Below are 12672 nucleotides of genomic sequence, written 5' to 3' on the forward strand. Positions count from 1 at the left end.
CGTTCCTCCTCGGGTCACCCACCACGCTAGTGGCTCCGTGGGAGATGAGCTGTACTTCGACGACTATTCCGCCGAAGGCCTAGCCAAATGCGATTCGCAGTGCGAAGCTGGCCAGGTGCGTCTGGACGGGCGCACCGAGAAGGGAGCACATAATGCCCAACTTCACCCGTCGTCAACTCATCGGCATGGGCGCCGGAGCCCTCGCCGCCAGCGCGGTCGCGGGGGTCGTCCCCGCGCGCGCCAACGTGACGGGATTCGTTCGCTCAACGGTTGCGCGAATGATCCTGGAAGAGAAGGTCGGCCAACTGCAGGTCCAACCGGTCTACGGCACCGACCCCAACGCGGACGACGCGAGGAACGCAGAGAGATTCGGCATCGCGAAGGCGGCCGACGTCATCCGCGAGCTGCACCTCGGCGGCGTCATCTACTTCGCCTGGACCAACAGCTACGCCAACGGCCCAGAGGGCGTCTGCGAGCTGACCAACGGACTCCAGCGGGCCGCGATGGAGACCCGCACCACCCGCGGTAAGGGCAAGCCGGTTGGCACCAAGACCGGAGTGCCGCTCATCATCGCGACCGACCAGGAGCAGGGAATCGTCACCCGCTTCGGCCCGCCCGCCACCCAGTTCCCGGGCTCCATGGCGCTCGGCGCCGGCCGCTCCGTGGACGACGCCCGCACCGCGGCGGCCATCACCGGTGAGGAGCTGCGCGCCGTCGGCATCAATACCAACTTCGCCCCCGTCGCCGACGTCAACGTCAACCCCGACAACCCGGTGATCGGTGTCCGGTCCTTCAGCTCCGACCCCCACCTGGCCGCCGAGATGGTGGCCACCCAGGTGCGCGGCTACCAGGAGGACGGCAACGTCTCGGCCTCGGCCAAGCACTTCCCCGGCCACGGCGACACCGCCGTCGACTCCCACTACGGACTACCGCTCATCACCCACAGCCGTGACGAGTGGGAGCAGCTCGACGCACCGCCGTTCAAGGCAGCGATCGACGCCGGGGTCGACATGATCATGACCGCGCACCTGCTGATGCCGGCGCTGGACGACTCGGGTGACCCCGCCTCGCTCTCCAAGCCCATCCTGACGGGCGTGCTCCGCGAGGAGCTCGGCTTTGACGGCGTCATCATCACCGACGCCCTCGATATGGCCGGCGTCCGGGAGAAGTACGGCGACGAGGAAGTGGCCGTCCGCGCCCTCGAGGCCGGGGTCGACATCCTGCTGATGTCCCCGGCGCCTCTCCTGGCCCGCGACGCGATCCTCGAGGCCGTCAGGAGCGGCCGTCTGAGCGAGAAGTTCATCGACGAGAAGGTCGAGCGCATCCTGCGGATGAAGCACCGCCGCGGTATCATCTCCGCGCCGCTGTGCGACCAGGCGGCCGTCGACGACATCGTCGGCGCGCCCGAGCATCTCGCCATTGCCGATGCCATCACCGACCGCACAGTCACGCTGATCAACAACGACGGCACGCTGCCGATGTCCGTCGACGGCAAGAGCGTGCTCGTCACCGGCTGGGGTGTGTCGACGACGGCCAACGTCAAGGCTGCGCTCGACGCCGCCGGCGCGACCACCACGCGGCTCAACTACACGAGTCCCACCGCCGCCCAGATCGCCACAGCCGTCGCGGCTGCCGAGACCTCCGACCTGGTCGTGGTGCTCACCCATCAGGTTTCCAGCCGACAGGCGACCCTGGCCCGACTCGTCCACGCCCTCGTCGCCACGGGCAAGCCCGTCGTCGCGGTGGCCGTGCGTAACCCGTACGACGTCGCGTACTACGAGGCCTCCGCCGAGATCGCCACCTACTCCTACTCCCCGGTAACGACGGGCGCCCTGGTGCGCGTCATCACCGGCGAGGTGAACCCGACAGGCAAGCTGCCGGTGGACATCCCGGATCCCGACGGCGGCGTCCTCCACCCCTTCGGCTACGGCCTCAGCTACTAGGAGACGCTGATCCCTGAGCAGCTTGCGAGGAACGAGCGAGCGCCCGTCGAATCGGTCCCTGAGCAGCTCGCGAGGAACGAGTGAGCGTCCGTCGAAGGGCGGTCCCTGAGCAGCTCGCGAGGAACGAGCGAGCGTCCGTCGAAGGGTTACGGCCCGCGGCCTACCGCCGCCCCCGACCACCAGGGCGGCGACCACAGCCCAGGCCGCAACCCTTCGACAAGCTCAGGGAACACGGAGGGACAAGCTCAGGGACCTGGGTTGATCCCTGAGCAGGGCCGGCGAGCGCAGCGAGCAGCCCGTCCGTCGAAGGGTGGCGGCCCCGCTCCCTACCGCCGCCCCCGACCACCAGGGCGGCGACCACAGTCACGGCCGTAACCCTTCGACAAGCTCAGGGAACACGGAGGGACAAGCTCAGGGAACACGGAGGGACATGCTCAGGGACCTTGGTTGATCCCTGAGCAGGGCCAGCGAGCGCAGCGAGCAGCCCGTCCGTCGAAGGGTGGTCCCTGAGCAGTGACGAGCGCCTGCGCGAGGAACGTCCGTCGAAGGGTAACGACCTCGCTCCCTACCACCGCCCCCGACCACAAGGGCGGCGACCACAGCCCAGGCCGCAACCCTTCGACAAGCTCAGGGAACACGGAGGGACAAGCTCAGGGAACACGGAGGGACAAGCTCAGGGACCTGGGTTGATCCCTGAGCAGGGCCAGCGAGCGCAGCGAGCAGCCCGTCCGTCGAAGGGTCACGGCCCCGCTCCCTACCGCCGCCCCCGACCACCAGGGCGGCGACCACAGTCACGGCCGCAACCCTTCGACAAGCTCAGGGAACGAGGACGACAAGCTCACGGACCGCCCTCTGCGAAGACCGGCGACGCCCGGCGACCTCGGGTAGCGTCGAAGCCATGAAGATCACCATCATCGGCGGACACGGCAAGATCGCACTGCTCACTGCAGCCATGCTCAGCGAATCGGGGCACCAGGTGAGGTCGGTGGTGCGCAACGAGGACCACCGGAGCGATGTCGAGGAGACGGGCGCCCACTGCGTCGTCGCCGATGTCGAGACCCTGGATACCGACGCCCTCGGCGAGGTGCTGGACGGCAGCGAGGCCGTCGTCTGGTCCGCCGGTGCCGGCGGAGGCAACCCTGAGCGCACGTATGCCGTCGACCGCGACGCCGCGATCCGCAGCATCGATGCCGCCGCAGCCCGCGGCATCCCGCGCTTCATCATGGTGTCCTACGTCGGCTCTGGGCGCGACGAGGTGCCGCAGGACAATCCCTTCCATCACTACGCTGTCGCGAAGGCGGCCGCCGACGACCACCTCCGCTCGTCACCGCTGCAGTGGACCATCCTCGCGCCCGGACAGCTGACCGAGGAGGAGGCCACCCGCAAGTTCGACGTCGGCGACCACGTGACCCACGGCGCCACCTCCCGGGCCAACGTCGCGCACCTGATCGCCGCGGTGCTGCCCCGGATGAGCACAGCCGGGCTCACGTTGCGGTTCCGGGACGGCGCCGTCGCTCTGGAGGACGTCCTCGTCAGCCTCGAGCGCGTCGCGGCCGGTTCGCCGGTCGCTCCGCTTCGGGAAGGGCGTACGGACCTGGTGACCTGACTGGCGGTCGCTCACGACGGCCCTGCTAGTCTTCGTGGAGCCGGGGTGCCCTGACGGAGGGGCTGAGAACACACCCGCAGTACCTGATCTAGGTTGTGCTAGCGAAGGGAGCCATCATGACCGTTTCCCCCATCCTCACCGCCGTGCGGAGCCGCACGCCGCTCGTCCACTGCATGACGAACACCGTGGTGCCGCAGATCACCGCCAACGTCCTGCTGGCCGTGGGCGCCGCCCCCGCGATGATCGACCTGCCGGAGGAGGCAGAGATCTTCGCCGGGGTGGCGTCGGCGCTCCTCATCAACGTCGGCAACGGATCGGCGGAGCAGCACCGGGCCATGCGCCTCGCGGCCGCCGCCGCCGAGCGCGAGGGGACTCCGTGGGTGCTCGATCCGGTGGCCGTGGGCGCCCTGCCGGTCCGCACCCAACTGGCCCGCGATCTGCTCGCTCACCGCCCCGCCGCCATTCGCGCCAACGCGTCAGAGATCCTCGGCCTCGCAGGGGCTTCTGCGGGTGGGCGCGGGGTAGATGCCACCGACACTGCCGACGACGCCCTGGCCGCGGGACGTGAGCTGAGCGAGCAGACCGGCGCCGTCATCGCGATCTCCGGACCCGTCGACGTGGTGATCAGCGGCGGCCGCGTCACGCGGATCAGCGGCGGCAGCCCGCTGATGCCGCTCGTGATCGGAACCGGCTGCGCCCTTGGCGCGACCGTGGCCGCTGCGCTCGGCGCAGTGTCCGGCTCGGGGCACTCCGCCCACGAGGCCGTCGTCGCCGCCCACGCCCTCTTCGGGGCGGCGGGGTCGCGCGCAGCCCAGCAGACCAACGCCCCCGGGTCGTTCCAGGTGGCGTGGATCGACGCGCTCCACACGCTGACCCCCGACGAGGTCGCGACGCTGGTCAGCGTCGAGGAGGCCTGATGCAGGCACGGCCCGGGCTCGCGGACGCAGTCGATTGGCGTCTCTACTACGTCACGGACACCGCGCTCTCCGGCGGACCCGATGAGGTCCCGGGATTCGTGGAGGCTGCCGTCGCCGGCGGCGCCGGCGTGGTGCAGATCCGCGACAAGGAGCTCCCCGACGATGCCTACCGCGAGCTCGTCGTGCGGTGCGTCGCGGCCAACGAACGCGCCCACGACGCGACGGGAAGGCGCGCGGCCATCGTGGTCAACGACCGCCTCTCCGTCGCAGCCGATCTCGGACTCCACTTTCATCAGGGCCAGGACGACGGCGACGTCCGGCGCGCGCGCCGCGTCCTCGGCGAGGGGCTCCTCATCGGGCTCAGCATCTCCGACGACGAGCAACTGGCCGCCGAACTCGCGGACCCCACCGCCGACGCGCTGGGTCTGTCCCCGGTCTGGGCCACGCCCACGAAGGAAGACACGGCACCGGCCCTCGGCCTTGACGGGGTCGCGCGCCTGACCCTCGCCGCACGGGGCGCGGCCAAGACGCTGGCCATCGGCGGCATCAACCTGGTCAACGCGGGCTCGGTGATCGAAACTGGCGTCGACGGCCTGTGCGTCGTGTCCGCCATCACGTCCTCCCCCGATCCCCGCCACGCCGCGGAGCAGCTACTCGCCCTCTGGAGCCACCGATGAACCCCACCGTCACCCTCAGCATCGCCGGATCCGATCCCAGCGGCGGCGCGGGCATCCAGGCCGACCTCAAGACGTTCGCAGCGCTCGGGGTCTACGGCACCGCCGCGCTGGCCGGCCTCACCGTGCAGAACACGCAGGGGGTCCTCGACGCCCGGCCGGTGGAGCCGGAGTTTGTCCGCGCCCAGGTCACAGCGGTCCTCGACGACCTGCCGGTGGCCGCCACCAAGCTGGGGATGCTGTCCAACGCCGCGGTGGCCTCCGCGGTCGCCGACCTGCTCGAGGAGCGACGCGAGGATTTCGGCGTCGTCGTGCTCGATCCGGTGATGGTCGCGACATCGGGCGACCGGCTGCTCGACGACGATGCCACCTCCGTGGTCCGCGGCCGACTCATGCGCCTGGCCGACATCATCACCCCGAACGTCCCGGAGGCCGCGGTGCTCCTGGGCGGCGCACCCGCCACGGACGAAAAGGGGATCATCGCGCAGGCCAGGGGTCTGGTCGCCGCCGGCGCCCGCGCCGCGCTGGTCAAGGGCGGTCACCTCACGGACACCACCCTCACCGACGCCTTCGCTCACGGCGATCAGATCGCGATCCTCACCGGACCCCGCATTGCCACACGCAACACCCACGGGACGGGGTGCACGCTCAGCTCGGCGATCGCTGCCTTCGCGGCGCTGCGCGGCGACACCACCGCGAGCGGGGTGAGCCTCGAGGCCGTCGAGCAGGCCCGCGACTACCTCATGCGCGCGCTGGAGTCGGGCTCGAGCTGGCAACTCAGCCGCACCCCTGGCTCCGGCCACGGACCCGTGGACCACGCCGTCGATCAGCGGGAGGGCTGAGATGGACTGGCCGACGGGCACTTTCTCCGAGCGGGCCTGGGCCGCCACCGCGCAGATCCGTGAGCGGATCGACCGGCTGCCCCTTCTCCTGGAGCTGGCCGACGGCACGCTGGAGCCGGCGCGCTTCGTCGAGTATCTGGCGCAGGACGACGTCTACTTGCGCGGCTACACCCGCGCGGTGGCAATGCTCGCGGCGCGCGCCCCGCATTCGGCTGCAGCTCAGTTCTGGGCCACCAGCGCCAGCGGCGCAGTGGCGGCCGAGGTGGCCATGCACGCCTCGCTGCTCAGCGACGAACGGTTGCGGGACCTGCCGCGGTCGACGACGGCGTCGGGCACCACCCGCGCCTACGTCAACTCGCTCCTCGCGGCGACGGCCTTCGAGCCCTACGCCGTCGGGGTGGCAGCGGTGTTGCCGTGCTTCTGGGTGTACGCCGACGTCGGTCATCGCCTAGCGTCCAGCGCCGCACATGTGGCCGACCACCCCTACGGCGCATGGGTGGCCGCGTACAACGACCCCGCCTTCCAGGCGGACACGAGGAGAGCAATCTCGCTGCTCGACGAGGCGGCTGACTCCGCCGATGACGCGACCCGCGAAGCGATGCTCACCGCCTTCATCAACGCGACGCACTATGAGGAGCTCTTCTGGGGGCGCTCCTACGCGGGCGAGCGGTGGTCACCGGTTCCACGCTGATCGCGGGGACCGATCGACCATCCCGCGGGCCCGCGGCGCACGATCGGGCTCAGGCCGCAGCGAAGAGCACGAGGCTGGTCGCCACCGTCGCCATGCCGGCGAGCATTCCGTAGATCGTCTGGTGCTTGGCCGTCTGGTAGCGCCATGACGCCTGCAGCATCTCGTCGAGTGCGAGAAAGACCATCATCCCGGCGACCATCCCATAGAACATCCCGAGGACGGACTCGGGGACCAGCCAGCTCACCAACGCCGCGGCCAGCAGCGCACCCAGCGGCTCGGTCAACCCCGACACGGTGGCCCACCAGAACGCCCTGGACCGAGATCCCGTGGCCGCGTAGACGGGAGCGGCAACGGCGATCCCTTCCGGGACGTTGTGAATGGCCACGGCGATGGCCAGGGCGACGCCCACGGCGGGGTCGTGATAGCTCGTGAAGAACGTGGCCATGCCCTCGGGGAAGTTGTGGAGGCCAAGCACGAGTGCGACCAGGAGACCACTGCGGAGCAGCCGTTTGTTACGGGTGGCGTCGTGGAAGTCCATCGCGCCCTCGCGGCCCTCGATCTCGCTTGGGTTCAAGGAGGCCGGCAGCAGCCGGTCGATGACCAGCACCAGAGCGATCCCCGCGAAGAAGGCCGCGAACACCAGGGCCTCGGCAGTCGCCAAGGTGTGGCTTTCGGCCATCCAGTCGATGCCCAGCGGCAACACCTGCATGAAGGAGATCAGCAGCATCGCCCCCGCGGCGAAGGCCAGCGCGACTGCCAGGAACTCGCGCCCCAGTTCGCGACGCTGGACCACGAGCAGGCCGCCGACCGAGGTGGCGAGGCCTGCAAGAAGCGAGACGATGAGGGCGGTGAGCATCGGGGACAGCGTAGCTGCGTGCGTCGCTCACTCCTCGCGGCGCGGCAGCTCCCGGACAGGGACGATCACCAGATCATCGAGCTTCCAGTCCAGCGACGACGCAACCTTCTGCGCCGACTCCAGCAGCTCGAGCGTCGGCTCAGCGTGCGGCACGACGAACACCTCCGTGTGGAACACGTGGCCCTCGTCGCGCATCCGCACCTGCGCCTCCGCCACCCATGCCAGGCCGTCCACCACCCCGCGCACTTCGCTGACGAGGGGATGCTCGTCCTTGTCGTCGTGAGTCCGCGCCTGGCGGTCCATCAGGTCCCCGGTGGCGCCACGGAGGTTGCTGAAGCCGTCCTTGACGATGTCGGCGCCGATGAGGATGGCAACCGCCGAGTCCAACCACCACAGCCCTAGCCCGATGCCCGTGACGCCGACGACGGCGGCGAACGCGGTCATCCAGTCCGCCTTGTTCATGTCCGCATCGGCGAACAGAACCTTGTCGTGGAGCGGCTCGGCGAGCTTCATCTTGGCCCTGCCCAGCAGGACGTTGGGGATGCCGGTGGCGATGAGCGCGCCGATCATGAGCCAGCCCTGCCACACCGTGTACCCGAAGATGTTGAGCGTGCCGATCGTGGGGTGCTCCGCCGTGAACAGCGTCATCGCCGAGTCCGCCACGAGGAAGAGACCCATGGCGAGCAGCGCCACGGCTGCGGCCAGGTGTGCCGCCCCGACGGCGCGGTGCTTGCCGTACGGGTTGTCGTGGTCAGGGTCGTGGCGCGCCGCCCGCGCGGCGATGAGGAAAGCGATCGGAGGCAGGAAGGCCAACATGTCCTCGATCCAGGCCGCCTTCATGGCCTGCGAACTGCCCATGACCGCATAGATCAGCGCGACGGCGACGACGGTGTAGGCGATCGAGATCCACTCCAGCCGCTTGGCCTTGTGCAGCGCCTCGCGCTGTTCGTCCGGCAGGGTGGTGGCGCCGAATGTCTTCATCGCTGCCGCCTCGCATCGAAGAACCGCTCCACCTCGGAGATGAGGGCGTTCTCCCCCAGCGGGGCCGCCACGACCCGCTTGCTGGGCTTGCCGTAGTCGTCGACGTCCTCAGTCCAGGGGCGGGTCAGCCCGACCTTGTCGGACCACGGAGACTTGGCGGTCAGGCCGCCGACGATGAGGTCGACATCGCCGTGTTCGATCATCCCGACGAGCTTCTCCTCGCCGCCCGGGACCCACCGCACGGAGAGGCCCTGGCTCTCCGCGAACTGTTCGATGAGCTCGGCCTCTGGGCCACTGACGTCGTCGCCGTCCACCATCAGCACAGGTTCGGAGTGGGACGCCCCCACGATGAGGTGCCCGCGCTGCCGCGCCCGCTCAAGCGTGCCGTCGGGATCACGGGGGACCCCGCAACCGGTGAGCGCGAGCGCCACCGCCACGGCGAGAAACAGCAACCTGGCCATTCCGCGAGCCTAGCCCTGCGTCCCGGCTGCGTAGTCACCCTGAAGGGGGTGACCATGCGGTCAGACCGTCGCCACCGACTTTCGCGCGAGCCGTCCTTCGATCAGTTCGGCCCCGATGATCGCCATCGCCGCCCCGGCACCGATGGGCACCAGCCACAGTCCCACCTCGGCCTGGCCCAGGAACACGCTCACCAGGACGACCGCCACGAGGGCGGCCAATGCGCCGATCCGGACCCCGTCGACCCGCACCTGCCGACGCTCACCTCGCAGATCCACGATCGCGCGCTTGACAGGCCAGACGAGGAAGCCGGCCGCGGCCAGTGCCATCAGGATGCCGAGATCGAGCGGTCCGTACTGGTCACGGTCAAAGACCGCGGGGACGAATCGCCAGAGCTGGAACACCAGGAAGAACACGGCGATGCCGGCCACACCACCGACCACGAGGCCCAGCAGCGCGCCGAGCGCGTCGCGGATCTTGAGATGGTGTCCGTGCAGCACCCAAACGGCGAGCGGGGCGCCGATCACGGCGACGACGATGGCCGCCATGCCGATGAGCTCGGTCCACATCGAGAGGGTGGCCTCGCCGTCGAAGCCGAAGACCGCGAAGGTCTGAATCAGAATGCCAATCAGGAAGATCAGGCCGGCCAACAGGAATGCGTCAGCTGCCAGATCGTGACGTTCGACGAGATGCGGTCTCACCGTTTGTCCAGTCATCTCTGTGACCTCCGGGCGCGCCCCCCATGAGCATCCGCCCAAGCATCATTCTACTCCTCGAAGACCGTCTGCACAGGGGTGCAACCCCTAGACAAATGGCCTTCATTGTGCGCGCAATCGCGTTGCACAGGTGCGGCCCAGCCGCCAGCCCAGCGTTGCCGACGTGCTCCGCACCCGTCCGCCCCACTCGCGCTGGACCCCGCAGCCCCCGGAACCGACCCCGACTTTGAACGAGCAAATCAACATCGCCCCTAGTCAGCGAAAGAGCCAGACCCCGATGTGACTCACCGCCCTGACCGAACTAGTCTGAGTCCATGCCAGACCAAGCGCAACTCCGCGGATCGTTCCTCGCCGACGAATCCCCCAACACCGATGTGCGGACCTACGGGCCCGCCTCCACCCCGACGCACCCCCTCGCCACAGCGCCCGTGAGCTCCCCAGCTCACTCCGTCGACGGCTTCGTGCGGGAGTTCCTCCACGAGCTCAACACCAACCAGGGCGTCACGCTGTCGCTCTCCAGCGTCAACGACCAGTACCTCGCACTGGCCAGCACGGTTAAGAACTACCTGATGGCCCGCTGGCTGGAGACCAACCGCAAGACCCGCGACGCCAAGGTGAAGGCCGTCGGCTACCTGTCGGCGGAGTACCTGCTCGGACGCCAGCTCGGCAACGCCCTGCTGGCCACCGACCTGGGCGAGATCGCGCACAAGGGTCTGGAGCTCTGCGGGCTCGACCTCGCCACCCTGCGCTCCCAGGAGGTTGAGCCGGGGCTGGGCAACGGTGGCCTCGGACGGCTCGCCGCCTGCTTCATCGACTCGCTGGCCACCATGGATGTGCCGTGCATCGGCTACGGCATCCGTTACGAGTACGGCATCTTCCGCCAGACCTTCGTCGACGGCCGTCAGGTGGAGCAGCCCGACACGTGGCTGTCGCTCGGTTCCCCGTGGGAGTTCCCGCACCCCGAGGCCTCCGTCCAGGTCGACTTCGGCGGTCACACCGAGAAGTACACCGACGACGACGGCCGCGAGCGCACGCGCTGGGTGCCGGCCTGGAACGTGTTGGGGGTGCCCTACAACTACATGGTGCCCGGCTACCTCAACGGCCGCGTCAACACTCTGCGCCTCTGGAGCGCGCAGGCCACGAAGGCCTTCGATCTGGGCATCTTCAACGCCGGCGACTACGCCCAGGCCGTGCGCGCCCAGACCTTCGCAGAGAATATCTCCAAGGTGCTCTACCCCGAGGACTCGACGCCCCAGGGCAAGGAGCTGCGCCTGCAGCAGCAGTACTTCTTCGTGGCCTGCTCGCTGCGTGATTTCATCAACAACGAGCTCGAAGAGGGCTTCGACCTGCACAACCTCAGCGATCGCATCATCTTCCAGCTCAACGACACCCACCCCGTCATCGCGGTGCCCGAGCTCATGCGCATCCTCGTCGACGAGCAGGGCTTCGAGTGGGACGAGGCGTGGGAGGTCACGAAGAGCTGCTTCGCCTACACCTGCCACACCCTGCTCCCCGAAGCACTCGAAGTGTGGTCCACCGAGCTCCTGGGCCGCCTGCTCCCGCGCCACCTGGAGATCATCTTCCAGATCAACGACGAGTTCCTCGCCGAGGTGCGCGCAACCTACCCGGGCGACGAGATCCGCGCCCGTCGCATGTCGATGATCGCGGAGCACCCCGAGCGCGGCGTGCGGATGGCCTACCTCGCCACCGTCGCCGGCACCAAGGTCAACGGCGTTGCGGCGCTGCACTCGCAGCTTCTCCGCGACAAGGTGCTGCCCGACTTCTCGCAGCTGTGGCCCGAGAAGTTCACCAACGTCACCAACGGCGTCACCCCGCGGCGTTTCGTCAAGATGGCCAACCCGCACCTCTCCGACCTCATCTCCGACACCATCGGCAACGGCTGGGTGACCGACCTCGAGCGGCTCCGCGAACTGGAGCCGTACGCCGACGATCCGGAGTTCCAGGACAAGTTCCGCGAGATCAAGGCCTGGAACAAGCGTCGTCTCACCAGTCTGCTCGAGGCCCGCGACGGCATCGTGCTGCCCGACGGCCACCTGCTCGACGTCATGGTCAAGCGCCTGCACGAGTACAAGCGCCAGTCGCTGAAGCTCCTGCACATCATCTCGCTGTACGAACAGGTGGTCTCCGGCAAGATCGCCGCCTCCGACCTGACCCCGCGCACCGTCGTGTTCGGCGCGAAGGCCGCCCCCGGGTACAAGATGGCCAAGGACACCATCCACCTCATCAACAAGGTGGCCGAGAAGGTCAACAACGACCCCGTGCTCGAGGGTCGACTTAAGGTCGCCTTCCCCGCGAACTACAACGTCACCCTGGCCGAGAAGCTGATCCCTGCCGCCGACCTGTCGGAGCAGATCTCGCTCGCCGGCATGGAGGCGTCGGGCACCGGCAACATGAAGTTCGCGCTCAACGGGGCGCTGACCATCGGCACCGACGACGGCGCGAACGTCGAGATCCGCGAGCTGGTCGGGGACAAGCACTTCTTCCTCTTCGGCATGGACGAGCCCGCGGTGGCTGAACTCGGCGCCAAGGGTTACAACCCGATCACCTACTACGAGTCGCAGCCGCAGCTCCGCGCCGCCCTAGACATGGTCATGAACGGCGCCTTCAGCGACGGCGACCAGGACATGTTCGGCTCCGTGGTGCACAACCTGCTGCACCAGGACCGCTTCATGGCTCTGGCTGACTTCGAGTCGTACGTCGCGGCCCAGGCCAAGGTGGAGGAGAAGTACGCCGACCAGGCTGCGTGGACCCGCTCGTCGATCCTCAACGTCGCCCGCACCGGCTTCTTCAGCTCGGACCGCTCGATGCGTGACTACATCCAGCGCATCTGGCACACCCAGCCCATGATCTGAACTGGTCCCTGAGCCTGTCCGTCGTGCTCCCTGAGCTTGTCCGTCGTGCTCCCTGAGCTTGTCGAAGGGTAACGACCCTGCAGCCGATCGCCGCCCCCACATCAGGGGGCGGCG

11 protein-coding genes and 1 riboswitch are annotated in these 12672 nt (G+C 68.7%); of the genes, 7 read left to right on the plus strand and 4 right to left on the minus strand.

The window, feature by feature from the left end; genetic code table 11:
• Nucleotides 1–152: 152 nt before the first annotated feature.
• The 6 genes from RPIT_RS11730 (at nt 153) to RPIT_RS11755 (ending at nt 6673) form a co-directional block, all read left to right on the plus strand.
• Entirely contained in the window at nt 153–1943 is a 1791-nt protein-coding gene (locus RPIT_RS11730) for a glycoside hydrolase family 3 protein (RefSeq protein ID WP_093664934.1), read from the plus strand.
• Between the two features lie 898 nt (nt 1944–2841).
• The gene (locus tag RPIT_RS11735) at nt 2842–3549 is read left to right on the plus strand and encodes an SDR family oxidoreductase (protein WP_077343480.1); all 708 of its coding nucleotides are present in this window, start codon (nt 2842–2844) and stop codon (nt 3547–3549) included.
• Nucleotides 3550–3580: 31 nt separating this feature from the next.
• Nucleotides 3581–3676, plus strand: a riboswitch (TPP riboswitch).
• The gene (gene thiM, locus RPIT_RS11740) at nt 3666–4466 is read left to right on the plus strand and encodes a hydroxyethylthiazole kinase (protein ID WP_077343484.1); all 801 of its coding nucleotides are present in this window, start codon (nt 3666–3668) and stop codon (nt 4464–4466) included. It overlaps the preceding riboswitch by 11 nt.
• Entirely contained in the window at nt 4466–5143 is a 678-nt protein-coding gene (gene thiE / locus RPIT_RS11745; protein ID WP_077343487.1) for a thiamine phosphate synthase, read from the plus strand. The genes thiM and thiE overlap by 1 nt, the downstream gene beginning before the upstream one ends.
• Nucleotides 5140–5982 (plus strand): bifunctional hydroxymethylpyrimidine kinase/phosphomethylpyrimidine kinase, encoded by an 843-nt coding sequence (gene thiD / locus RPIT_RS11750; protein ID WP_077343490.1) that lies wholly within the window; start codon nt 5140–5142, stop codon nt 5980–5982. The genes thiE and thiD overlap by 4 nt, the downstream gene beginning before the upstream one ends.
• Nucleotide 5983: 1 nt before the next feature.
• Nucleotides 5984–6673 (plus strand): TenA family protein, encoded by a 690-nt coding sequence (locus tag RPIT_RS11755; RefSeq protein ID WP_077343493.1) that lies wholly within the window; start codon nt 5984–5986, stop codon nt 6671–6673.
• 49 nt (nt 6674–6722) lie between these two features.
• Here the strand turns inward: RPIT_RS11755 and zupT are convergent, their stop codons facing one another.
• Genes zupT through RPIT_RS11775 form a run of 4 tightly spaced genes read right to left on the minus strand, consistent with a single transcriptional unit; the run spans nt 6723 to nt 9685 of the window.
• Nucleotides 6723–7529: a zinc transporter ZupT gene (gene zupT / locus RPIT_RS11760; RefSeq protein ID WP_077343496.1), complete on the minus strand. Its 807-nt coding sequence runs from the start codon at nt 7527–7529 to the stop codon at nt 6723–6725.
• Between the two features lie 27 nt (nt 7530–7556).
• On the minus strand, nt 7557–8510 hold the full coding sequence (locus RPIT_RS11765) for a cation efflux transmembrane domain-containing protein (protein ID WP_077343499.1): 954 nt from the start codon (nt 8508–8510) through the stop codon (nt 7557–7559).
• Complete coding sequence (locus RPIT_RS11770; RefSeq protein ID WP_077343503.1) at nt 8507–8971, minus strand: transporter substrate-binding domain-containing protein; 465 nt, start codon at nt 8969–8971, stop codon at nt 8507–8509. The genes RPIT_RS11765 and RPIT_RS11770 overlap by 4 nt, the downstream gene beginning before the upstream one ends.
• 60 nt (nt 8972–9031) lie before the next feature.
• The gene (locus RPIT_RS11775) at nt 9032–9685 is read right to left on the minus strand and encodes a hypothetical protein (RefSeq protein WP_143028255.1); all 654 of its coding nucleotides are present in this window, start codon (nt 9683–9685) and stop codon (nt 9032–9034) included.
• Nucleotides 9686–9999: 314 nt separating this feature from the next.
• Between RPIT_RS11775 and RPIT_RS11780 the strand changes: the two genes are divergently transcribed.
• On the plus strand, nt 10000–12558 hold the full coding sequence (locus RPIT_RS11780) for a glycogen/starch/alpha-glucan phosphorylase (RefSeq protein WP_077343509.1): 2559 nt from the start codon (nt 10000–10002) through the stop codon (nt 12556–12558).
• The last annotated feature ends 114 nt before the right edge of the window (nt 12559–12672 follow it).

The organism is Tessaracoccus flavus (assembly GCF_001997295.1).
Lineage (GTDB): Bacteria > Actinomycetota > Actinomycetes > Propionibacteriales > Propionibacteriaceae > Arachnia > Arachnia flava.